The organism is Chlamydia buteonis (assembly GCF_900634605.1).
GTDB classification, from domain to species: domain Bacteria; phylum Chlamydiota; class Chlamydiia; order Chlamydiales; family Chlamydiaceae; genus Chlamydia; species Chlamydia buteonis.
Window position 1 is genome coordinate 300,089 of the sequence record NZ_CAAAFM010000002.1, and the last position, 26,174, is coordinate 326,262.

Consider the following 26,174-nt stretch of genomic DNA (forward strand, 5'->3'; position numbering starts at 1 on the left):
ATAGAAAATCCTACTAAGGCTTTAAAAATAATTTTATTGTCTGAGACTTCTTGGTCTATTAAAACTGCAACTACAGTGTGTGGACCAACTTGTATCTGGTAACTGAACATCTCCTTATCAATCAAGATCTAACCTATAAGCATCTAACAATAATATCTTTATATTATGGAGTTAAGATTCTGTTAGCCTTAATTAATTCAACATAATTAATATTATCAGACGTTAGTCGCAAACGGTGCGAGCAGCCTGAGTTATTTTGATGAATTAACAGACCGGGCCCAGTTTGTCCATCCTAGAGGTCGTGAAGCTAACCCACCTCTTGGTTCCAGAGTAAGCAAGCACTCTCCGGTAGCTAAATCAAATTTCCTTACCTGCCGCTCCTCAGCTTCATCAAAAGTAGAATCTGAAATAACAATCGGACGGCCACTGATCCTGCTAAGATATTCAGCAAACTCTGCATTACTCTTGCCAACCCCGTGTGCTCTTAATTCTGACCAGGTAAGCAACAGTATCTCCTGAGAAAAAGACGGATTGTCACCGAAATCACAAGGTAAATATACTGCGTGGAGGCACTTTGGATCATAAATGGCATTTCCAAAGGACTTCATCCATTTTGATAACTGATTTCCATACAATCCCGTTGTCAAACCTTGTAAAGTTAGAACCTGCTCCAAAGTAAGACATCTCAAAAGACGTAGCCCAGATAACGAAAACCCGTGTTTTGCCAACAAAAGCAAATGTTTTGCAAAAAGTTCTTTGTCAAGATTAAGATTTCTAATACCGGGTTCTCGGCTATTACAGACATATTGACGATAACGAACTACCAGAGAGTCTACAATTTCTTGACATTGGTCCCACTTGTCTGAGCTTGCATGATAAGCAAGATACTTGTACTCAGCATCTGACATCATTTCGGCAAGTATCCAGAAAACAGGAGAAAAAATAGACGTATCCTCATCCGAAAAACCTAATCGAGAAACCCAGTATGCGGAGAGAGACGCCCAGGATGCCCAGGCCGATCGAGAAACAGGTGATATGAAAAAAAGATGTCTTTCTAGAGCACACTCATCACAGAATCTTGACAACCATATAAAGGGGCAATAAGATAGCAGAACGTTCTCGAACTTATTTTGGCATAGAGCCAGAGATTCCTCATCTCGAATATTAAGAAATTCGAAAATTCTACCTACACCAAACTTTTCCAGTTTTTCATTTAGAGAATGAGGTAGTATACTTAATGAATCAGAACGTTTGATATCAACAAGATTATTTATAAACACTTGGAATTCTTCAAAGCTCAGACGTTGCTCTATTAGTAAATCCCCTATAACTTTTGGAAAATTATCTTGAAAAACTGCTAGTAGCTCTTGAGAAATAGTTGTTCGTCTTTCGCCCGTCTCAGCTTCCTGTATCTCTTCCTCCAGTCTATTAACTAATGTTGTCGGAGCAACTACTTCTTGTAGTTGTGAAGTCCCTGATAATTGTGAAAGTTCATCACTCATCTCAATAGAACGATCGTCTACTTGTTTGAACTGATACTTATTAAATAATAAAATACGTGCAATAAGTTTAACAACAAGAGCTATAATTACCGGTACAACTAAAAGATATCCTAGCATCTTCATACAACTTTGCACGCAAGAAAACTCAGGCTTAACCACCCTAAAGAGTAAATCACTCCTTTCCCGATCTATTACTTGAATTCCAGAACCAGAAATACAAAGAAAAGCATCGACACGCTCTATGATTTTTTCTAAGAGCACCGACTGCCCCGAAGATATTTTTTTCTCTTTATATTTAGGAGAAAATGATATTGAAGTACAAAAATATAACTTTACCATAACACACTACAAAAATAGGACTATCTAAACCAAGTCCTTTATTATTAAGACTCCAACATGTTCCCCTAAAGAAAACAGAGTTTGATGTATAGAAAAAGTCTCTATACCAACTATTCCCAAGAGCGCGTTTGTTTGTCTCCCTTGTTTAATAAGATTTTCCACCTCTTCTTGGGTCATATCATTTCTAACAGGTACACCTAATAAGAAATTGACCGTGGCATCTAATCTCTGCCGTAATACATCACAAGTTTTACTCGATGATGTAATAATATCTTGACTACCGTTATCCCATGTGTGTAAGCAACCGGGGTAATGGATAAAACTGAATCCGGGAATCTCAGTTAATCTAAATTCAATAGGTGTATGGCGTCTGGGTATACTACCAACCAGGATTCCCCTCTCCTCATACTCCTCTTTACTAGTGCAGCCTCGAGAGCATAGCAATTCAGTGGATTTAATTAAAAGGGCACGCTGTTCCTGAGATAATTCTGGCTGTGTAAGAAATTCCTCTATAATCTCTTTACGAGTTAAGATAGAGGGAGATGGAACTTCTATCGGAAGAACAACGGGCTCCTCTAGTTCTTGCATCTTTCCTGAATATTTTAAGTAGAGATAAAGCCTGACAATAATCTTCAACACCAAGGCAATAACCACTGGAACAACTAGAATGACCAAAAGTGCTTTGAGACATAGAGAAGCCAACGAGTCAACTGTTTTGATCCTTTCATAAAACAAGACTCCGTTTGCATCTACAGATTTTATTTCTACACCCTTAGAGCTCTGAAAAAATATACTATCCAAATGTCCGGATAATTTCTCCAAAGCAGTAAATTTTTGGTCCCGAGCCATTTCATTTAAACAGCTTTGAGAAAACCGAATTGAAGTAAGGAAATTTATACTCATCTGGACCTATAAATCGTTTATTTACAGTAAATAATATACTAATATTTTATCCCGTTTGTAAATTTCCAACTATACTTTTCTATCAACAAATTTTATAAAAAAATCTTAATAAAGCTAAAGTTATAGAAAAGGAACGCCGTTTTAATAATCAAAATAATTTTGTCTCTTCCACATCCTCTCCAATGATCTCAGCAACCACATAAATGTTCCTATTGTTGTATTGAGACTCGTCAACTCTTTGTATGAGAATAATAACGTCTGCTTTGATACTACATAACATTTTACCTGGGATCTGGGTTAGAACAACATGCTTAGCCACCTTATGCAGTCCACCTAATCTATAGTGTACCGCATAGCCTGACCGTTCTTGTTGCTTGGTAAACATCGTCCCTTGAGATGTTATTAGTGATATTGTTGTAGAATTTGCTGGTAACGATAATTTTATACCCGCCGTTACTTGGTGTTTGATCCATGTCGAAGCAACTTGAGTATAATAACCAACAGCATATTCTAACACGCTTTCAGGAACTGTCCATTGTTGCTCTCTCTCACATAGATGAATAGCTTCTTTTAATAAATAATCGTCATACACCTTGGATCTAACAGATTGTTTGGACCTATCGCGTAAATCCCATAAATCAGCGTCGACAAATGAATGATGTTTTCCACCTTTCATAAAATCATAATGAACAACCTGATCGTTATTTGAATTTATTCCTACTTCTATTGAAGTAATAGAGGGTTGACTAGAAATTCCTCTCAACCATTTGTCATAATCAAATCGGATACGTTGTATAGAAGGACCGGAAAACGTTGTTCCAGACAGAGAGATGGTCTCACGATTTGCAATAGTGAGTATATCTCTTCCTGTCACTATTACTTTCTGAAACTCCCTCCATTTACACTTATATCTAGGGAATTTCACAAGAAGAGCTTCTGTTCTAGTTTCCCCAAATAGTATTATGCGAGTTAAGTATAAGTCTCCAGACTCGGGGTCTAGGTAATAGGAAGCTCCTCGTGTAGCTAACCCAGTAAGTTCGTATTTCTTCATAGAGGGGTCTATTGGTAGCCAACGAAGATCCTCAGGGGAACTATAAATATCATCAGGATTTAGCGTATAAGCAAAAATATTAGTATTGGGGAACCGAAGAGTGGGGTATGGGAATTCCAAGTGATATTTGACATTCTTATGATGTACTAAATTAATTACATGATGGGTTGATAAGAATTCAGTTGCTAAAATGGCTAAGCTAAAAGTTTCTGATCCTAATTGTAGGTTTAAATGCTCTCTATACTGCTCATTAATTGATGGATCTTGATCATCTATATTTTTATCTTTCTCCATAGACTTGTTAAAGAAATCCTTAAACCTCAGATCAATACTACCGATTCCATCCCCCCCACGAACATAAAAGAACCTCAAAATAAAATCTCGCCCCTCTATTTTTACTAAACGCTGAGCATACATCAACTGTCTAGTAAGTCCTTGTTGTTCACCACTCACGCGATAACGAATAAAATCTCCTAGTCGTAAGGAAGTAAAGTAAACATCTATCTGACTACAAGATCTCCATTGATTTCGCGATATTAGAACAGCGGGTTGTCGCCTTGCTTCGATAACAGACGGAGTGATCTTACTATAGAACACTATGTTTTTCCCGGACTTTGCCCCTCCCTGGAAGGACAAATATTTAATATTACGTGCAGGAACAGTCACGTTAAATACTTTGGAAGGAAGCACAGTAACCCATCTTAAATTTTCCATGCTTCCTATGAAAGTTCCTGACTGTAAACTTCCAGAAACTTGTAAATCCATATCCTCTTTATTTTCTACGCCTAAAATTTGGATGGGATTATCACCTTGATCATCCTCGGCATTAAGTAGAGTAATACCATCATTTAAACTCCTTACACTTTCTATTCTGTCAGAAACTAGCATACTCCGTCTGTAAAGAGATTGCTTAGTCCCCCGGTCTTTGATCAGCAAGTCGTACCATTTTCCTAGATTACCGTGAACGCCATCGGAAACTTCTATAAATGTTCCTCTAGGCACTTCTCCTGACCATTCTAGAATTACAGGAATGTGATATCTAGGAGACGAAATAGTGAGCTCTACTCTATTATCTAAATTTACAGGAACTCTGCCTTCTATAGAAGAAATAACGAGAGAATATAAATCAAGAATTGCAGAAGTCACCCAACTTTCTTTTAATCGGATCTTGATACTTTTCGACATAATATTCGGAAGAGATTTGATGAGATAAGTGCATCCTTCCTCTCCTTCAACCACTACGTCATATTGAGAACTGGTACGGACTGAAACATCTGCATATGGATGGGGATAATAGGTGAACTGCTGATTTATAAAACTAAATACTACCGAACTATCCTTACGAATCAAGGTAAATTCGTCACCAAATTCCCAAGGTAGGTTTTGCAAAGTTTTAAGAATACTTTCCGGATACCCAGGCTCTTCTGGGTGTTGTTGTTGCCATTTACTATGATCGCACCCTGTGATTCCAAAAGTAAGGCGATTATGTTCTTTGCGCAGTAATCCTACTTGCACTCCATCCAATAAGAGTATTTTAACCTTTCCTATCCAAACAGACATATCCGTCTGGCTATCTTCAGAATAAAGATGTAATCCGGCTGTAGGATCGTCTGATCGGTAAGTTGGTATTAAAGCTAAAACTTCTCCCATCATCTTAATCTCATCAATTTTCTTATCTAAAGTGATAGTATGAAAAGTAGATGCAGAATTTAAGAGAATGGAAGTATGTTGAGGGATATCGGGTATATAGTAATAACATGTCCCTAATCCAGAGTAAACAGCACCACCACCTAATCCTAGGTAAAAGCTCGTATTATTTTTCCCTGTCAGGGTATCGTAACCCCGCTCAGACCCAAAAATGGTTGAAAAACCTTCTTGCTTAATCTTGAGAATATCGTATTCTTGGTCGTCCTCACTGTTTTCATTAATTTTCACTATTTTTACTTCTTGTTCCTCTTTCCCAAGGTCGAAAACAACAGAATACGGCGGTGGTATAGCACGGAATGAGATAACATTATTTGCTCTTGGATCTCCTTTTAAATCATAAAATCCAGCACCACCAATTTGAACTACTAATCCTCCTAATCCTCCTTGAATAATGATCTTATAATCCTTATAAGACTTTGCCTGATCCATACGTGCTTGCAACGTTTCCTTAGAATCTCCATCCAATAGCCGCACCGGTATGACAGTTAGAGGAGAATCCCCTGCTATAATTTTTGTTTGTTCCGATACAGGAGTTAAAGGGGGCTGGTAATAGTATGAATCAGGCTCCATAACAGCCTCTCTCCACACAATCTGATTGGAAAGATATATCACCTCAGTAACAGCTTTATATTGAATACCATATCCTAAAATGACTGTAGTATAAGTTCCTTCAGGTATGGAAGGAATGTTTCTAGGCCAATAGCTATTGGCATGTCCTTGTGCTAATGCATATGTAGGTGTAATACTATAAGCATAGCATAGGATATCTCGAACTTGCCTATCTGTTAATTCTCGATGGTGACCTGCATATCTATTTGCATTGTATGAAGGATCTCCTGTAAGAACTGGTGGATTTTGCCTTAAGTCTAAAAAGACATTTCCTAAAACCTGATTCCCTGAAAGATCGAGTATTCCTCTATCAGGGAGACTAACGACAATATTTTCGCTACCTTTTTCCAAAAAATCCTTATATTTTAGCCATGTCTCATGACGCGATTCATGATAAGCCACGTTGCGTGCAATTGATGCTGCTCCCATACCAATAGCAGCAATCGGACCTGCTGCCAACATTAGAGATGGAGTAGCAGCAGCAGATAATGTAAGAGCGAGAGAAATAGAGTCAAAAGCTACCTGAACTCGTGCTGCCATTTGTTCGCTGTAAGACGTTTCTTGCATGAGAACGCTAACGCTATTATAAAGATTCCAAACACCAGCAACGGTTTCTAAAACAGGAAGTTCTAACACCTTAGCTGCACTCGATAAAGCCCTTCCTGCGCTTCCTCCTACCTTTTGGGCTACTGTTTGCAATTTAGATGCTAAAGCGCTCTCTAATCTAAAAGTATTCACCCCTGAATCTGTGATAAATTTCTTACCCATTACTTGAATGACAGATCCCAATGTCAGTTCTGACATTGCCTTAACATTCATCATTAAGTTGAATTGTGCTAATGCATCCGTAGATTGTCCTTGTTCTACCATCCGGGCATATTGAACGAGAGAAACTATAGACATACCCAAATCCAAATCGATAACTCCGGTGCTAGATAATTCGTTAAGCATTCTGCCGAAACGTCTAAATGAAACAGCCATCGTCTCCCCATCAAACGTAATAGTTTTGGATTGTTGATTAGAGGTTTCCAATTCTATCGTTAGGAGATCACCATTATTGATATTCACACTTTTGATCTTTGCTCGATCATTATCAGTAACAGATATTGATTTCAGTTTCCTAGAAATCAGATTAAGCATTACCTGCAAAGAGGATCGAATCTTTACCATTTTGTTCTTGGATGTCTGGATAAGAGAGGCTACTTCATTAGGTACATCTATGATAGCTCTTCCTTTAATTCCCTTAGTTCCAGGTTCTAGACCATGAGTTTTTAAGACAGTTTGAATTAAACTAGAAGTATCTGAATCCAATACATGCTTAGAGAGATAGTTATCTAAAACATTCCCATCTATCTTCAATCTAATCAGATCTTCTACAGTTGTAGTCTCTGATATTCTTTGATGATCAACACTCCCTCCAATTTGATATAGAGTACGCCACGAGGTTTTAATCTGCGAAATAACAACGCTTCCCCTTTCTGTCATTTTTTCTAAAGTCGTGGACTGGTGTTTAGAAGTTAATCCTAAATTAGTTCCGGAGAATAAAGTGTTTTCAAATAGATCAGCACTTGGAGCATATACCTTTATCTGATCTTGAGTACGCATATAATCAGAGAAACCATAACGTGTTTTTATTTCATGAGATTCTTCCATCATTCCGCTTACAAAATAAAAAGCTTTCTCAACAGATGGAAAGTCAATATGTCCAAAATTAGGGTCCGTAAGCCTATACACATCAGCGCCTAGCTTATGCAAAGTTAAACTATGATTAGGTGTAGTAATTAAAACACTCTTTAATTGTGTTTTTTCAAACTTGTCTTTTAATGTGAGAAGACTCCAAGATATGGAAGAGAAAACGTCTGGGGACTTCAGATATTTGTTCCCCTGAAATTGTAACCAGTCAATTAACGTAGTAATTCTATCTAACAAGTCCCGATCAGTTTTTGTTAATGGTAACCCTTCACTTTCCTTTTCCTGATATAAGGACGAAATCACCATAAGATTATCTTGGATAAGGCCATAAGACGCTGTATCTTTTGCTAACAGATATAACATTGAGATCCCAATACAGCGCCCCTCTACTTTGTACAGAAAAGTTTGAGGATGAATGTCTATTGATTTACCTCCTAAACGATTAGCTAAATCTGACCAACCTTCTGCATGCGTATTGAAAAACTCCTGCCAAGACGATGCTGTATATTTTGCGCCCTCTACAATGGAACGTATTGATGGGACATCATGAGGAGCAGACAATACATCTTTGCTTAATCCCACGCCTCGATAATCATAGGGATTTACCACAGGAGAAGATGTTATAGCTGTTAATAATGGTCGCCCTAAGTTCTTATCGTTATCGATAATTGTGCTTATTCCAGGGAGAGCTCCAGCAATTAGTTTTTTAGTTGCTTCTGCTAAGAAAAACTGTCCTGTTAATATCCGATGTACTTCCGTTAAGGAACAGTAATACATACTGTCCGAATATCTAACTAGAGAATCAAGACCTTGCTCATTTATAAAACAGTCTGCTCTTTTATCTTGAAGAATAGATTGAACTTTTTCCTTTGTCAAAGATCCTGCATGAATCTCTCTATGTATGTCGTAAAGAGCTTCTAAATACAACTCCATAGTATAACCGGCAGGATTAAAAATTCCAGGAGCCATGTTCACCATTGTGTGTTCTGATTCCCTGCCAAACTCGATCCCATAGCGGACTCCTAAAGCTGTTACACTACTATCAGTAGGTGGAATAAGTAAATCTGTAGCAGAGTATGGTGATAATGTTTCCCCTAATTCTGCTAAACCCTGCTGTTGTATACGTTCTTGAACTTGTTTAGCTTCTTTACTGCCCTTATCTTCAGCGAGGAGTTCATATATAAGAGGCATCGCCTTATTATTAATCTCATCATAATCCTCTCCAAGAACCGATTTCATAATATTTACTAGTTCCTTGGAAGGCGCTGGTAATGAACTTTCGGATAAAAAAACACCTGAAACACCAGAGTTTGCTAATATTAACCTTGCAATGTTTTGAAAATCTTTGAAAGCATATCCATCCTTGTGTATCCTCTCAAAAAGGGGGTGACCAGATAGATGTTCATCCATACTTACCAAAACAACACGTTCATTTTGCTGAAACTTCTTCATAAATTCCCTTATTCTAGAGGAAGATTCAGTAACACGCTGTTCATATATTTTCTCGCAAACTTCTATGTACCAATGATCCCGTTCTTTCTGCTCACTCTTACCCAAGCTGCCATCTTGTGATAAGTCCTTAGCAAAAGATAGAATTTTTTGCTTAAGTTCATTATCTGATAAACCTAACCAGGAAGATAAATGCCTTTCATAATCCCTGTACAAATGTCCTGAAGCAATTCGGTATTCAATCTCCTTAATTTTATTTTTTAATCTTTCGTTTTCGGAAATCTGAGTTGTAACATATAAAAATCGATCAAGCTCTGAAGGAGATAAGAGATCTAAACTTTCTTTTGCTTTAAGTTCACCATACGTAGTCAAAAGATTAATCTCAGAGTAAGAAGGAGGCGATTGATCTACAGAGTCAATAAAATTAGAAATCGCTAATAATCTTTCGGATATAGAAATCATGTCCTTAAGGAATAAGACACGATCACTTAAAGGACTTTCCCAGAGAACAATTTTGGTTTGTGGGTTAGCGTTTAGATATAGTTTAACTGCCTTCTCTAAATCATTCTCAAAATTACTATGCCCATTAGGAAAGAAATTCACCTGATTGGATACTGGAAATTTTACAGATCGAACGAGCTCAGCTAATTGTAGTTGTAGAGAAAATACGCCTTCCTGTGCTATTCGGTCTTGGGATAAATTTTGCATTGCGACAGACAAATCTCCATCTAGCTCAGAAATTGTGCCAATGTCTAACTCGGGATTAACAATAACTTGGTTAAAACGTTGTAATAATTCTACAGAGCAGATAGCTTTTGAATGTTCGGACCATAGTTTGGTGAATTCTTGCACATCAACCGTAGTCCGAGATATACTTTTTACAGGCTTAGTACTTAATTTTGAGGAATCAGAAAACAATAAATCACTAGCATCCCGATTTTTGATTCCACACCAAGTGCTGTCGTCTGCAGGCGTTACATCATTGGCTCCGATAGTTACAGGATTGAGCCAATCAAAGTGAGTAGTATCCCCCGGCAACCTGTTGTATGCCCCTAAGAAAGCCTCTTTCCCTAGTTTTCTTCCTTGATTTTCTAGGAAATCCTCTCCTATGGGACCTTGTGAGCGAAAATACCTTTTCATCTCCTTCATGATTAAGTCGGGGCCAGAAATCCCCAGAGTACTAACTGCACCAGGAATGATCGAGTCCTGACGAAAATCAAAAAACAAAGATTTCTCAAGGTAATCCTTAACTAATGCACCTCCTACTACCGACATACGATCTAATTCTGAAAGATCTTGTAAACCATTAAAGAATTGACTACTGAGAACGTTTTGTCTCAAAGTTTTCAATTCCGCATAAGCTTGCCTCTGAGCCTTAATAACATCCTCAACCACACCACTGCCTTTATGGGACATCATTAATCCGTTTAATCCCCTAACGTTCCATCCTGTTGTCCACTTATGATATCTTTGTAAAATTGGCATGAAATCACGAACTACGTCCGGTGACATTCTTGCAAAAAAGGCTTTCTTTTCATGAGACTGAGAGAATGTCCATAGCTTATCAACAAGTTGAGAAAGTTTTGTTTTATCTTCTGACGATATTCTGGATATGTCCAACTCTTGAGCAATCTGACCTAGAGAAATTGACTGATAGCTGTCATTAACCAGTTTTAATACGATGTGGGATACAGCACGTCGAATTGAAAGATCTTCAAAAAATATGTTTCCTCCCACATCATGAATTATCTTATTAACTTCTGCGGAATAAGCTGGCATCATATCTAAGTCAGTATAGATGCCCCCGATCTCGTCCAACATGTACATTCTGACTTGATCTGTTGCAGCAGCGTAATTCCATCGTAAGAACATCTCTGTATTGTAGTTATAGAGATTGGTTCTATCATGCATAGATTTTAATTCTTTGATGTCCTTAATAAAAACCCTATTTTCTCCTATATCCTTATTAACTTTTAAAACTATCTCTTCGATTTTCTTCTTGTTTTTCTCTATCAGCTTCTTATAATCCTCTACCTCTTCTCTTGGAAGAAGAAGCTCTTTTTCGAGATAGTCTATACGTGTTTGATCAGAAATAGAGTCCACACCCCTAAGAGTGCAAAAATTAAAAAAATTATCTTGTTGAATTACAGTCTGTTGAAGAAGGAAGGAATTAAAAGCATCTCTAACACTCTTATGCAATCCAACATAGGTCTCTCTCATAGATTGTATGTCTTCGAGATATTGATTCTGAAGTTTAGGATTTTTTTCAGATCCATATTTCTGTTTCAATTCATCGTACTTTTTGATGAATGCTTGGTCAGATTCAGGTACACTCTCCCTTAACTTTGTAATTGCCGAATCAAAGGCAATTTTTTTCATAATGGAAGTAAACTTAGCAGCACCATATGCCTTTTCATCTACCCAAAGATAAAATGTAAAATCATCATATGCCTCTAAGAATGATCTGATATACTCATGCGTGCCATCTGGAGGTGAACCTGCAACCCAAATCCCGTGGAGAAATTTATCTACTTCTACTCGATGAGATTTGTACTCATTTTTGATCATTGCCATTACCTTAGAAGCGTGATGCTCCTTAGGCAATTTAAGTCTCTTTTGAATTTCTTCCAGAAACTCTGCTTGCTTAACTAATAAACTTTGACCAGCCCTGGAGTTCTTATCACGAAGAGTGTGGTAACGATTCGTTGCTTTTCTTAAATTATTAACAGACTTCTGACAAGATTTTACCTGCTCATCACTTAATTGAAGGCGGCTAATAATATTCTTATCGGTAAGATCATACTTCTGTTCTGTACCTTGATTTGAATCTACTGCTGCACGCTTTCTTCTAGACACGTGCTCTTCCGATATTTTGTTGTTAGACCTATTTATCTTTTTAGTAAGAGAGGATGACGATGCAGGAAAAGATACACTGCCCGTTTGTGAAGTGCCCGATTTTTTGATAGAAGACATAGAGGGTGTCTTCTGTACATTGACTGACTGAGATAAGACTGTAGAACGTGTGATTCTAGCTGGCTGTATTGTTGTGGCAAATAAGTGCGCAAGAAGACGAGAGGCATTGTATAAAAGCGAGGTCTTCCAGTTTCCTGTATGATGCGAAGACGTTACCCCCCCCCCCCCCAAATCTATACTTTTTTTTTCTATAATCTTATGAATGTGCTGCTGAATCAATCCCCCAATTTTAACAACATCTTCTGTAGTGTTATCTTGTTGTAATAAGGAGTCGTAAAGGGTTATTGCGCTGTGGTTATTAAAAATAGATGAGGAATCGGAAAGACTTTTGTTATAAAAATTTTCAGGAAGAATTTTACTTTGATTTTGAGAAGAGTGGGACGAGCTAATTTTTTCTGGAAGACTCATAAAGCAGTGAATTCGTGTTAGAGGAGGATCGATTATATATATTTTCTTAAAAAGCTACCAATAAGTTCTAGATAATCTTCTTTATTATTCATTTGTAAATCTTTACAATTCACTGCCCCCTATTCATGCGCCTATCTTTTGAGATAGTTTTTATACACATTGCAGACACAAATATCCGAAATATTGAAACAATGTTTAGAAAACTTAAAAAATTATTTTTTAATACCAACACACACAATTAATTATTAATTAAGGTATAATATATTTTAATTAATCGCTTGATTTTGTAGAGGTTATTAAATGGCTAGTAGAGCTTTAGGCTTATTTGGTGCAACCACAGGTTTATTAGCATTAGCCTGCGTTTTAAGTGACGACTGCGAAGAAACTAACAAACCACAAAGACCTGTTGAGTATACTGTTTCATCAACAAGTGACGCACAGTTTTTGCTTAGCGATATAGAAATGTTACAAGAAATTACTCGTACACTTCATTTCTCCCTGCCTAGTTGGCTTATCGATGATATCGATGATATCAAAAATAGCGCACAACACGTGTTAGAAGTAGCAAAAATGAGAGATAATGACAACCAAGCGGGCTTGGGCATATTACAAAGATTATTCGACCGCTACTATCAAGTGCGAGCTTACCTTAATAGCACATGTCGTATTGGTGACGGAACAAGATACGGAAAAACTCTAGGGAACATAAAATACTTCGGACCAAAACAGCAAATTCCCCACTTTACTGAATATCACCAAATCCAGAAGAGATATCCCTCCCGCATACAAGGGAAATCTAGGGTCATGACTATTACCGCCATAGTCGTCTTATCACTAATGTCTTTAGCAGCTTTAGTAACCTTAGGAACCTTAGGAGGATTATCTATAGTTGCTGCTCCTATTAGTATTGGAGTTTCAGTGGCTGTCGCCTTAGGATTCGCTATCACTACTATTATCTGTATAGGACGCTTAAGATCTAGATTAGTTACCGAATATAATGAGGAAATTATTCCTGTGAGCCGCTATATCCGTCCTTATAACTGGGGTAAACCCAATTTTTATTAAAAAACTTGTACTATCTGGAGAGACATATCTCTAATGGAACAAGAAATTATTTTTAAATAGCTTAAGCCCTCTAAGATTTTTTAGCTGTGGAGTCGCTTAGGATTTTAAATTTCAAGGCACCTATTGCGGGGGAAAGGAGATCATCCCAAAATTGGGTAAAATCGACTTTTTGTAAATCTTGCCCAAGATCACAACCCGAACTTTAAATAGTTCAGGCCCACAAGTCAACGGGAATAAGAAGCGGCCACCTAAGCGGCCCTTTGACGATTGTATTCGTAAAAACGCTAGTTTTTTTATCAAACGCAGCCCCTCCGTTTCTAGGTGCTCACGTAAAGCAAAGCACGATTAAGGAGAGATTATCATCTTGCTACTTCTTTCAGCGAATCCTAAGCAATAAGGAAAACTAACAAATACAAGATTACACTACCCATCAGCAATCTGATCTAACGTCAAATCAGGAATATCCAACACTTCAAGCTCCTCACGAATCATACTTCGAACATCTCGACTCTCGCCTATAAAACGCATAGATAACAAATAACGTAATCCTATAAGAATCTTATCTAGCAACTCTTGATTTACACTAAGCTCAAGCTTCCATGTTTCTCGAATATCCTCTTTTTTCTGTAGATCAGCATGTTTCTTATCCTGTTTCCGTATGGCACATATATTGGCTACTTCTCCAGCAACTTCGTTGAAATCACCAGTCCCCTGTACCCACGATCGAAAAGCCTTTATACTTCTCAAACCTCCCTCCAAGGCTCTTTCCTTAAACTTTGGGCCTTCATACGCCACAACACCCGAGCCTAAACTTTCTTCAACGACAAAATTGACCTCTTGATAAGGCAAATTATCGAAACCGCAACCATTTTCCTGCCATTCTTGAAATACAGATAAGCTCCCTAGACAACCTTGATAGTGCAAAGCCTGTCTACTAAACTTGATCGAAAGTTGAATCCAATCTCCCCAAGATAAACTAGAATTATTGCAAAATCTACCCATCTTCAGCTCTTTTCTTTGCCATAAAGCTGCCACAGCAGGAATCAATCCAGTGAACTGATTCAAAAATCGCGACCCCTGACATTCTATCCAAGAAGAACTTGAAAATACTGTTTTTAATTTGTATTGAAAATCCACAAGAGAAAAGAAACGAAGAGTATAAGGAAAGACTCTGCCTAACCAATAACGTAATAACGCCTCAACAGCAATAATCTTAGGCTCAGCTAAAATTATATCAAAGTATGTTGTACTGGGATTATTAGCAAATAACAGAAATAAACCTACTATTTCCTTTTCGGATAAAACACCAAGAATAATTAAACGTAGTTCTCTCAAAACGCGAATACTACTTATCTGATAAAGTGTTTTCGACGCAATATTTCCCTCTTCTATTAAAACCGATTGTTGGAAAACAAACAAAGAATAACTCTTCTCTGAAGCCTCATAAGGACAACTATAATGAATAGCCTTTTCTAAGGAATCTAGTATAACACAGTCTAGCTTCATATGACCTAAAGCTTTAATCTGCTGAAGGAATAGCGCCCCCAGCCTATTTATTTTCTTTTCATAATCTTCACACTTGGCAGAAAGTTCTAATAATCTTTCCTCCTTATTGACTACAGGTCCGTGATCGAGAGGGATGGATTCTTTATTAACTACTGCTGGATGCCTCATCTTATCAGCAACTCGTGGTTTAGCAAATGCCCCTATTTTGCCAATAAGAACCAATGTTAGCGGCATTGTGAAAATCAAGAGCATTGCTAGCATTACACTTATGACAACAATAAAGTGGATACTAACGCTATAAGTAATCATACCAATCAGCGCGCATATGCCTAACAAGATAATAATCGTCTCACATATTGCTGATACCTTCAGCACTTTTACTATTCCTTGTACTGAATAACCAGATTCCGGTCGTACCTGTTCGCTTGCTTGAACAACTGTGGATAAACTATTTATTGAAACAGATTGTAAAGACATACCCCCCCCAACTCAAAAGGCCTCGAGTAAGAAGGAGAAAAATAAAAATACGAATGCTTTAAACAGCGTCTATGAGACATTGGTTTTGAAAACAGAGGGGCGCAAAAACCCAAGCCATTCAATCAATGAAACATACACTTTGACAACGCACTATTGTATGATATTTTTTTTAAATCTTCAAGATGTAGATGATTACATTTACCCTACAAAATTTCTCAGAACGAGAACTTTTTCGGAAGGGCACATCTGACACAATGAAAAATTTGTCTCTAAATACTCAGGTTGTCCGGAATGTTCTTAGGATATCGAGAAAACCTCGTCATTGCTCTTGCTAATCCATTTGATTGAGCCCATAAATATTCCCAGATAATTAAATGGAATAGCGGCTAAAGATACAAAGGCTGGCCGCCCCAAAATGCTTAAGGCAACCCATTCTGATAATCGCACGATGTGGACTAACCTTCAGAATGCACCCCGTAAAAACACTAAATAAAACAACCATCATTTTTTATTTATAGGGAATAAGATTTAAGCGCTTAAAAGTTATAATGTTAGAATTTATAAATAAAATACATGTTGAATATATACTCGACAATTCAGAAAATCTCTTTTCATTTGCGCAGGTTGAAAATATCGTATATGCCAGATAATGCTATACACAATAACAAAAACTACGTCTCAATACCCTATACCGCCTTCGATTTGAGATTAGACACACAAACACTCTTGGACAAGTTCCCATCTATTGCATCCTCCTTATTTCCAATAGATGAAAAAAAACAGACTAGAAATTTTTATAAAAAATTTACAAGCACATAATTTCTCCAGTGCAGACTGCGATATAAATAGTTCTTCTTGCGAATATCAATTGCATCGCAAAGGGAATCATGAAAAAGGAGTGATTTATGAAATTATAGAACCAAAAATTCTCAATTGTGTTGCCTCGTGTATCGTAGACTACGTGTTCTCAGAGCACCCATACACAGATGCTCTTGTCGAATCCATCAAATCATCTCTACTACTTAGTAGCCAAAAAGGAATACAGTTTCTAATTACGTTAGAAAATGACTCCCCTCACAATCCCCCAGTAGCTCAATCAGATTCTTATGAACTAGTGAGAAATGTGTCTTTCCTAGGACGTGCTCTCGATATCGTGACTTTGGATCCCGTAAATATTCTTAATAGCTTACGCGATATAAATATCCTAGATTACTCTTTCACAGAAGATACGGCAATTCCTAGCTCTGACGGACATTTAGGCATCCCACCAGGGACTAAACTCTTTCCGAAACCTTCCCTAGACATATCGGTGAGCACATCGATATTCGAAGAAACAACATCATTTTCACAAGAATTTTCTACTACAGTCACTATTAATATTCCTTATAGCTTACCGGATACTTCTCTTAATTTAGGAAGTTCGCATTTACTTGATACTAGCTTTGGAGCTAATGAAACTGTAATTTTAGCAACTAAAAAACAGTTGTTCCCGAGCTATTCTCCTAAACTTTTAGAAATCATTAAAAAATATAAAAGGGATGCTAAAATACTTATTAACAAAATAAACTTTAACAATTTATGGAGAAATCAAGCTAAAAGTCAAATTCTAACACAAGGAGATGTCCGCCTTGATCTACAGGGGTTGGATAGCGCGAATTTCAATTACCAAATTCAAGTGGGCAGTCATACTATATCTGCCGTTTTAATTAGTAAACCAATATCTGAACTTCGTATCGTTTCAGAACAAGCTTACGCTATTAGAAAAATCAAGTCCGGCTTTCAACAAAGCTTAGATGACTGTCATATTTACCAAATTAGTCTGAAAAAATCTTCTAGTCCTTCAAATGCACGCACATATTGACCTAGGAAACATGAACAATAATGACGAAGAAAGTGACGACGAAGAACAAGACCTAACAAAAGATGCAGCTTTTTCATCTAGCTTCACCTATGGTTTCGTAAAGCAAAATACACGAAACTCTAAGAATACAGTAACCTGTACAACAGCTTCACATTCTCTATATACTCTGCAGCAAGATCGTGCCTCAGACCCAGAAAATTTGAAAATAGATAAAGAATTTCAGCAAATTATACAAACTCTTGATACTAAAGATCCTAAACACTTAGAGGCTTTTATTTCTAACGTAGGCACCCATTACACGACTGCAGTGACATATGGTGGAATAGGATTTCAAGTATTAAAAATAAGTTTCGAACAAATTCAAAAACTTGAGAAAGAAGAAATTTCAATATCTACAGCAGCAGCTAGCTCTCTTTTAACGGGTTCTGTCACAAATAAAACAGAATCAGGCTACTCTTCCCTTACGTCAACTAGCTCGGCTCAAACTGTATTTTTAGGCGGAACTGTTTTACCAACAATGCAAGAAGACCATTTGGATTTCAAAGATTGGTCAGAAAGCGTGCCTCTAGACCCTGTTCCCTTAAAAATAGCCATTTCTCCTATAACTGATATCCTTACCCCTCAGTATTTCCCAACTATTGACGTCGCTTCTCTGCAAGAAAAAAAACAAGCATTACAACAAGCTATTGACACGTATCTTAGAAAACACAAACCAAAATTGGAGCAACCACACGAAGAATTTACTTCAGGGATTGCCCTACGATCTTCTCAATTTATTTTGCGGTCAGGGAATTCTTCTTCTATAGTCAGTGAACCTTACCTCGGTTACTGGTCTACTCTCCCTTACCTTTTCCCAATGGTAGAAGAAGAATCTGTTGCAATACCTTTAGTTTTTTACTTCCAAGTTGAAAATGATCAAGTACAGCAAAAGATAGTACATAATACTTTTTGTAATATAGGAGTAGTTAGCGTTAGACGAGGTTTGTATGGATCAGAGTTCGTTGATTATGCTTTCAATGCTTTTTATAGCAGCTATCAAGAGTGTTACTTGGATACCTCATACTATACAGATAGATGTGGGTTTGAAATAGAGAAGGTCAATAGAACTAAGGACAATATCATCCGCGATGGCGATGAAGTACGACTCAAACATACGGCAAGCAACAAATATTTATCGAATATTAGCATGCGAGATGGTCATAATACTTTAACTAGAACAGACAGTCCAAATGATGCTGTCTTTATCCTAGAAAAACCCAAACACTAGTCCAGCTTTTCTTTCGGCATGTCGTAATTCATTTCAGGTTATGACATGTCGTCCTTTCAATACTTAAGATCTATTAATTACCCTATACGTTACTCGAACTGTTCTTCAGTAAATTTAGGAGATTAAAACAATTTGTTTTCTATTCCTTTGCAAGAAAGAAAAATAGTCTCATCAACTTTTTTCGAACTGATAAAAATATAAATCTATAGCCTTCAGTCGCTCTCTAGTGAATTCTGTGACGAGCTTATAAGAGGCCCCATTAAAATATCTGTTTGGTCAGACCAGCTTTCCCAACCATGATACTTGAAATACAAAGCAATCCTAGTAATTACTTTAATAACCAATGCTATAAGTGCCGGAACAATACATAAATACAGAAATAAAGTTTTTAACTTCTCTTTAAAGAATAACGGAATTTGTATTGGAACATAAACCAGTTGTCCCTGAGTATTCATCTTATCAATGTAAAGAACTAGAGACGTGTCTCGGAATTGAAGTAATCTATCCACCCTCTCAGCTAGGGATTCTAAATATCCATTCCCCTTATGAAAGACATTAAGATCATAATTAAGGAAGTCCTGCGAAAAAACCAAAGATGAACCAAAGTGCGAAAACATGAATATAGCCAGAAGTAGGAGAGGTCAAACTTGTATACCCTAAAAGAGACACCCTATTAATACATCACAGAAAAACAAACAATTTGTAACAAACGAAGGTATTTTTGTATTTATCAGAAACAGACTCGGTAGCTACGCTATCATTTAAAATATCTATCCCTAAGCAATTTTCATAAACTTAAGTACCACACTTTTCTCCTGCCTAGACGATAGAACTTTAGCAAGTACCCAAGGACCCGATTTAAAAGGATTGCTTTTATATTCGCATCCTTAAATGAAGAAACTATTGCCTCTACATTGAGTTGTATATGACTTTTTAAGAGTGATTGGTGAAGATTTCACATGACATAATTCAGAATCTTCATATGAAGGGAATCCAGATAAAAGCAGAATCGTATTCTGCAAAGAAGTTCCTAACATTTGAGGATTATCGGAACTCAACGTTACACTAAGCTTATGACGTAAAAAAGGATGACCATCAAGGCTATCGATCATTGTTTTACCTACCTTTTTAACCCTGAATATTGGTGTAATGAAGCTCCTAGTATAAGATTAGTAGCAGTAGCCATAACAAGTGTTACTTTTTTCTCTTGGATTTGATTGAGAGTTTGCAGTTGTTCAATTGCTTGAAACCCGTGTGCTATTCTCTGTACAGGCAAAGACTGCAACGTTTGGCTTAAATATAAAAAAAACTGTTCCCTCTCCAGCATGAGCTTCATATCCAAAATCCTCTATCATATGCATAACGATATCCTGGAGTTAATTTCGTAGGGGCGGACTGAGGTAAAGTTTCTGCTCCAGATGATTGCAATCTAACAAAAAGATTAGGAAAATAGGCTTCTGCCTCATAAAGCCATTGTGTAGCCTTTTCCGATCGTTGTTACGTGGATTATTTCAGGATAGTTCTTTTTAAGGTATAAGGCAGTATCGAGCACAAATCTAGAATGTCCATGAGCGGTGTAGACTACTAAAGCATCCACACCAGCTTCAAATAAAACATCCGCTCTTTGCCAACCTTGTTGGCCGATACCTACTGCACAGGCAACTGCAAAAGAGGAATCTTGCGCTTTTATTTGTTTTACAATACTAACTTGCTCACTTGAAGTGATGTTTTTATGACAATACTTAATCCACCAGCTACCGCCATACCTGTAGCCATAGAACTACATAACAGAATCCAGTGCAGCAGACAAAATAGGAATAGCTAAAGACAAAGACTCTGAAACAGAAGAAAATAAACAAGTTTCTTTTGGAAGTGCTTCGGAATACTGAGGTTTTAACAAAACATCGTCAAAAGTCAGAGCTTCATACATATAGTTCTCAAAGTGAAGATAATCAAATTCGGTAAGAGATTAAAGAACCCACGCTTCTTACTAAAAAAACAGACTGCCTAAGATAAAAGCAAAAGCATTGTAGTTGCGGGGAGGGGGGTATTTATTTGCAATAATGTCAACGGATTATTGCAAAATTCACTAATAAGAAATTACGATAGATGTATCCAAAACGGTTCAAAAAATTCCTGAAAAATCCAATAAACTAAGATATTTTCCCCTAACTCTAGTCCACAAAACTAAACAATTAAACAGAATAACTGAGAGCTTTTAAAAAGCTCTCAGAATAAAATAGGATGACAGAGTTTAAGTGCTATAGACAACACTAATAACGAATAGGAGCTTCTTTATATTCATCATGAATTGTTTTTACCGACCGACCGTCAGCTAAAAAAGTTGTCTCCAAATAGTCCTCAGAAAAGTGTTCACCAAAACTCTCCTTAACATTATCTGATGTTATTCCCTCCCAGATCATAGAATAATATCCCTTTAAAGGAAGCACATGGTCGGTGCAAGCTTGATCTCCTGCTATCCAGGCATACGCTACGCTCCTGTGAGTACATTGCCCTGAAGGAACGTAATCTGAAACTACAACAGGAATACAGTCATAATCCGCTTCACGACGACGACAAGCAACAAAATCATCTTCTCCGATAGCCAAAATAAGCCCATTGCAATTCTTCCCTGGAGCATACTTCAAATTAAGGGCAGCGTGGTTATCCTTACCATCAAGATCTGTTAATCTAGAAGAACCTCCTAAGAGACGAGTATCCAAATTATATATTCTAATATAATCGTGAAGCCAGACAGCATGCGGGTGGTACTCCTTAAGTGTACTTTTCGCTGAAGTTGGATTCATTAAACTTCCATAAACAACCATAGGAATATATGGAGTTGTTAATTGCATTTTTGCATGTATCTCCTTCCAAATCCTTCGTGATTCATTATCGACCCTTTGAACAACCTTGGGATCTTTATATTCATTAGACTGATATTGAAAAGGTAGGTACGCACAGGGATACGATAGAAAATCAGAAACAGGTAGTTTAATACAAAAAACTTGTTCAAGCTTATATGAGCTATTTGACGAAGTAATAGGTTCGGAACAACCAGTAAGAATAAGTAAAATGCACCCAAATAAATACATTATTGATTTATGCATAAAATCCCCTTTGATCACAAGAAGCAAGCAATTAATATCATTCGAGGATTCTTAACCTACTAACTTCTCTCCAAGTTAATTTTTATTAATTCAATGTAAAGAATATTATTTATGTTCTTATAATTTAGAATATAACAACATTACTAAAAGAAATCAGAAATATTTATAGAAATAAAACCTTCAATTCTAAATATGCATCAACTCTTACATTCGAGGCATATTCTACAATCAAAGTAGCAGAAACAACGATAACACCTAATTTTTTGAAATTCTAAAAAATCTAAGTGAAGATAATCAGTATCCCAATGAGATTAAATATCTTTTCTTTACTTCTAGATGCAGCGGCACTGTTTTCTATTCTTAAGAATTAAGATGACTCATTGCGATTAAAAAAATTTTTATATACTCTGTTCGACCAAAACTAATAAACCAATTAGGGATTCGGCATGTCAAATCCAGTACCTACACCACAACACAAAACTCTTTCCTCATTTCCTTCAACTATAAGCCTCTCTAAGACAGATGGGAACTCATCTATACGACGCTCATCTCTTAGACTGTTTCTAGACACTATGTTGATTGTTTTGGGCTTTTCTACTGTAGTTTCAATCTTCGTAGCTATTTTCTTTCTTAATGGTCTGAGCTTGCTAAATACAACAACAATCGTCCTAACCTCAGTTTTAATGCTTATAGGAATTATATTCATAAGCGTAGGGGTTCTTTTCTTTGTAAATAATGTAGAAGAGGGCCTCTCAGGCATCCTAAGAAAACGTTTAAAGGAAAGAGAGGCTGAAATAGCAGAACTACAAAACCAACTTCAGACTTGTCAGCTTAACCAGGATTTTTCTGCTTCAGAGCCCTCCTCGGATATTGTAGGGAATTCCAAACCAATAGAGACAGATGCTGAAGTCACGGTAGAGGTTCGTTAAATTAATGCTAGGCCATGGCCAGGGGTGATGAATAGGCTGAAAACACAAAAAAAATCAAAGGTTTAGAATGCCTACCCCTATTGTTCTTATCATTTAAAATCGCCGTAATATCACTATCTGAACTACGTTTTTTATTTTTGTATAATATTTTTTTATCGCCAACAAAGTTGTAAGTTGTTAGGGTCTTTTGCTTTTAAACTAAATATAGCAAATGAGGCGAAGATATGAAAACACAAAACTTCTTCCTATCGAAAATCAGATTATTGGGTGCTTTTTGTCTAGCTTCCCTTTCTGTTTTAATTACTGGATGTGTTACTGATGATGCATTTACTTATGATAAATCTGTAGCTGAAGAAGGTAGACAGTCAGCGCCTACCTTCCTAAGTACCGAAGACCCCAACACTATCTGGGACACTATCCAAACAGCTTGGGACCTATCTGAACATATGGACTATCTTCCTATAGTAATTTACGATGATCTTATGAATCCTTCTGTATTCCAAAGTCACGGCACATCCTCTTGGAGTATTGCTGTACGCGTTGAGCAAACAAAACGCATTTTCAATTACGATTCACGTAAAGATAAAAAAGATCAGTCTAAAAATTACGCTGATCTTAATGCTATGGTTCTCGAGTTACAGGATACTAGAGAACAAGAAGACGCTTATGCTTCTGCGGTCTTATATGGCGTAGAGCAAGATACATTTGCTGCTTTATGTAACCACTACTCTCAACACAGCTTAGTACCAGTAGTTATATCCAAACAGATCTATGGAAATACCGTCTATAGCCTAGGATTCATGTTCTCCGTAACCAATCCCTCTTTACTAACTCCTCAAGATGCTTTACCTGAACAAAAACGTTTTTCAGACATTTGGAATGCGATCAATTCCAACGAGGTTATCGAACTCTACGGAAAGGATTTCCCTGCCGACTACATTAATACAACAGTATTTGCAAACGGGGAAACTATCAACTCTTTAATTCCACCTGCAAATCAATAAACTAAAAGATATTTAGTCCATTTATAGAAGAAACCTCTCGTATAGCGAGGTTTCTTTTTGTTCATACTCACGATTTCTTTATTTTAAACTCAGTGCCGCAGTTAACTCCTCGCCACCCCATGAGTCCTTTACTACGTTTTTACCGGAATCACTTCGCTTCGAAACAATTTAACGTCTGATAAAAATTTCTCATAGGACGACACTCTGAGCCCCCTACTAAACAGTATTTTCCATGTATAGAAAATAATTCTAGCTTGATTCCCCTCACCTGTGTTAAAATATTTGCCCTTCCACAGAAAACATTCTGGGGAAAGTATGTTAATTAATAGTTATGCGACACCCGCAGATTTTATAGCGAAAACTAGAAACTCTCCCACCCTCATCAAAAGCGCCTTTGCTCGCCAAGGCTTGAAGGGACGCATTACTAAAATAATAGACTTCACATCTGTTAAAGCAGGGCTCAACTCTTTATTGATAAGCTCTATACCAGTATTAGGCACGATTCGAGGTTTTGCGCGTATTTATAGTATCTACTCTGTTAAAGACAGAAGCCAGGATTCAACCTTAGGCTTGATTAGACAAACCATTCTCGGCACCATCGAGATTGCTGGTTTTGCTCCTGCCTTACTAGTGCTGCTAATTGCTACACTTGCTGCTCTAATCATCTTAAGCGTTGCTCTTGTGATTGTCATTGCCACTGTTGCTGGATTGGCTTTCGCAGGTTTTTACGCCGCTAAGAAACTTGTTGGGTGTTTTACCCAACCTTCTTGCATTAGATAAATCTGAATTCACAGGAAAATATTAAATCCCATTATAAGAAGACGGGATTCTCTATCCTCCCTACCTGAAGAAGCTGCTACATGAGTAGTGTTATCGAGGCGGATGATTAAGAAAGTTTTACACAACCACAAAGCAGCTGTATACTTTACAAAGCAATAGCAATCAAGAGTCTCCTTTGAGTTATTTCTTCAATGTCGGCTGTATTTACAAAACATTTATTACATTTGAACACCTCATCCTATACATTATTTCGTCAATTCATACGATTTCAAAGTATAGCATATTTCTAACTTAGCCAATAAACAGCTATAGAGGGGATATTCCATCCGTGTCTACCTAAAAGTGCTTATGTATGCGTATGTTTTTCTCCTCTATCTATACGAGTTGCTTCGCGTGACTACTAGCTGCTAGTCACTAAAGAAAACTTTACACCTGATCTAGTAAACGCTGTTCCTGTTATAGGCACGACCCGGGGTGTCGCGTGTTTTTACAGTAGCCATTCTTTAAAAAAATACCTGTAATTCAAAAGTAAATAGCGTTGTGTATCCTCTACTCTGTGGGAGTGAAAACAGGGTTAATCTAAAATAACAATACCCAATAATAGAGATACTGCGCTTGGCAACTAAGAAATCCCTGCAACTATCAGACAAATCTTTCTACTCTTGAGCACTTTCTACTTACTTTCAAGCAAAATAGATACAAATTAATCCCTTTTCTCTATGCTTCTAACTCATTTTTAGTCAGATTTTTTATTATTTATACTTTCTATGAGCCTTAGGCCTATAAACTCTACTAAATCTAGGAGACTCTGTTGTGCATAATGAAATGATCTTCACAGCACAAACCGTGTTTGTTGTACTTGCTGGTATATTTTTTGCCTCTAAAGGTAGAGGCTGGCTAACGGGCTGGTTGGCTACCCTATCGGTAATTATGAACGTTTTTGTGTTGAAACAAATTGTTCTATGCAATCTAGAAATTACCTCAGCTGACGTTTACATGATTGGCATCTTGTCTTGCTTAAATTTCTCCAGAGAAGTTTATGGGAAAAAGAAAGTAAATGAAGCCATGGTCAGCTCATGGGTAATAAGCATAGCCTTTCTTCTTGTAACGCAATTACACCTTGCGCTGAAACCCTCTCCGAACGACACAACCCAAAACCATTTTATAGCGCTTTTTTCACCCTCGCTACGACTAACCTTAGCTTCTTTAGTTACCGTAATCCTCGTTCAAATTATAGATCTTAAACTATTTTCTTACCTAAAAACCCTTTTCAAAAATAAAGCTTTCGGAACCCGCTCAGCCATATCTTTAATTTCTTCTCAAATCCTAGATACCCTACTATTTTCTTTCCTTGGTCTTTATGGAATCGTAGCAAATCTTACTCATGTAATTCTATTTTCTTTAATTACTAAAATATGTGTTATTGCCATGTCTGTGCCAGTTGTTGTCTTTGGAAAATATCTTAGAAAGCAAAACGCAATATAGAACAGCTAGTTAAAATTTCTTATATATCTAAGAATTGCGCACATATTCTCCATTGCA

General features: G+C 37.0%; 13 protein-coding genes and 2 pseudogenes. 7 read left to right on the top strand and 8 right to left on the bottom strand.

Annotation, left to right across the window (positions count from 1 at the left end; all coding sequences use genetic code 11):
* Nucleotides 1-251: 251 nt before the first annotated feature.
* The 3 genes from E1N70_RS04810 to E1N70_RS04820 all read right to left on the bottom strand — a co-directional run bounded on the left by E1N70_RS04810 (nt 252) and on the right by E1N70_RS04820 (nt 12,633).
* The gene (locus E1N70_RS04810; protein WP_131744400.1) at nt 252-1,841 is read right to left on the bottom strand and encodes a DUF1389 domain-containing protein; all 1,590 of its coding nucleotides are present in this window, start codon (nt 1,839-1,841) and stop codon (nt 252-254) included.
* A 24-nt stretch (nt 1,842-1,865) separates the two neighbouring features.
* Entirely contained in the window at nt 1,866-2,744 is an 879-nt protein-coding gene (locus E1N70_RS04815) for an adherence factor (RefSeq protein ID WP_131744401.1), read from the bottom strand.
* 148 nt (nt 2,745-2,892) lie between these two features.
* Complete coding sequence (locus E1N70_RS04820) at nt 2,893-12,633, bottom strand: LifA/Efa1-related large cytotoxin (protein WP_131744402.1); 9,741 nt, start codon at nt 12,631-12,633, stop codon at nt 2,893-2,895.
* A 300-nt stretch (nt 12,634-12,933) separates the two neighbouring features.
* Between E1N70_RS04820 and E1N70_RS04825 the strand changes: the two genes are divergently transcribed.
* The gene (locus E1N70_RS04825) at nt 12,934-13,698 is read left to right on the top strand and encodes a hypothetical protein (RefSeq protein ID WP_131744403.1); all 765 of its coding nucleotides are present in this window, start codon (nt 12,934-12,936) and stop codon (nt 13,696-13,698) included.
* A 423-nt stretch (nt 13,699-14,121) separates the two neighbouring features.
* Here E1N70_RS04825 and E1N70_RS04830 read toward each other — a convergent pair whose 3' ends face one another.
* Nucleotides 14,122-15,681 carry a hypothetical protein gene (locus tag E1N70_RS04830; protein ID WP_131744404.1) on the bottom strand — a complete coding sequence of 520 codons (1,560 nt, stop codon included), beginning with the start codon at nt 15,679-15,681 and terminating at the stop codon, nt 14,122-14,124.
* Between the two features lie 769 nt (nt 15,682-16,450).
* On the opposite strand from E1N70_RS04830, the gene E1N70_RS05210 reads away from it, so the two are divergent.
* Together E1N70_RS05210 and E1N70_RS05215 are read left to right on the top strand one after the other, a co-directional pair.
* Nucleotides 16,451-17,542 (top strand): hypothetical protein, encoded by a 1,092-nt coding sequence (locus E1N70_RS05210; protein WP_244201112.1) that lies wholly within the window; start codon nt 16,451-16,453, stop codon nt 17,540-17,542.
* Nucleotides 17,526-18,809 (top strand): MAC/perforin domain-containing protein, encoded by a 1,284-nt coding sequence (locus tag E1N70_RS05215; protein ID WP_244201113.1) that lies wholly within the window; start codon nt 17,526-17,528, stop codon nt 18,807-18,809. The genes E1N70_RS05210 and E1N70_RS05215 overlap by 17 nt, the downstream gene beginning before the upstream one ends.
* Nucleotides 18,810-19,021: 212 nt before the next feature.
* Here the strand turns inward: E1N70_RS05215 and E1N70_RS04840 are convergent, their stop codons facing one another.
* From E1N70_RS04840 to E1N70_RS04860, 4 genes and pseudogenes are all read right to left on the bottom strand, one after another.
* Nucleotides 19,022-19,426 (bottom strand): hypothetical protein, encoded by a 405-nt coding sequence (locus E1N70_RS04840; RefSeq protein WP_131744405.1) that lies wholly within the window; start codon nt 19,424-19,426, stop codon nt 19,022-19,024.
* 170 nt (nt 19,427-19,596) lie between these two features.
* Nucleotides 19,597-20,306, bottom strand: a pseudogene (locus E1N70_RS05220) (amidohydrolase family protein); the annotation flags it as partial.
* A pseudogene (locus E1N70_RS04855) lies at nt 20,272-20,739 on the bottom strand (IMP dehydrogenase). The pseudogenes E1N70_RS05220 and E1N70_RS04855, both read right to left, overlap by 35 nt.
* Nucleotides 20,740-21,082: 343 nt before the next feature.
* On the bottom strand, nt 21,083-21,919 hold the full coding sequence (locus E1N70_RS04860) for a gamma-glutamylcyclotransferase (RefSeq protein ID WP_131744406.1): 837 nt from the start codon (nt 21,917-21,919) through the stop codon (nt 21,083-21,085).
* A 446-nt stretch (nt 21,920-22,365) separates the two neighbouring features.
* Between E1N70_RS04860 and E1N70_RS04865 the strand changes: the two genes are divergently transcribed.
* The 4 genes from E1N70_RS04865 (at nt 22,366) to E1N70_RS04880 (ending at nt 26,117) form a co-directional block, all read left to right on the top strand.
* Entirely contained in the window at nt 22,366-22,848 is a 483-nt protein-coding gene (locus E1N70_RS04865) for a hypothetical protein (RefSeq protein WP_131744407.1), read from the top strand.
* A gap of 224 nt (nt 22,849-23,072) precedes the next feature.
* Nucleotides 23,073-23,852, top strand: coding sequence for a hypothetical protein (locus E1N70_RS04870; RefSeq protein WP_131744408.1), 780 nt, complete (start codon nt 23,073-23,075; stop codon nt 23,850-23,852).
* Nucleotides 23,853-24,167: 315 nt separating this feature from the next.
* Nucleotides 24,168-24,632 (top strand): hypothetical protein, encoded by a 465-nt coding sequence (locus E1N70_RS04875; protein ID WP_131744409.1) that lies wholly within the window; start codon nt 24,168-24,170, stop codon nt 24,630-24,632.
* Nucleotides 24,633-25,445: 813 nt separating this feature from the next.
* A complete protein-coding gene (locus E1N70_RS04880) occupies nt 25,446-26,117 on the top strand; it encodes a queuosine precursor transporter (RefSeq protein ID WP_131744410.1) in 672 nt (223 codons plus the stop codon).
* Nucleotides 26,118-26,174 lie beyond the last annotated feature (57 nt).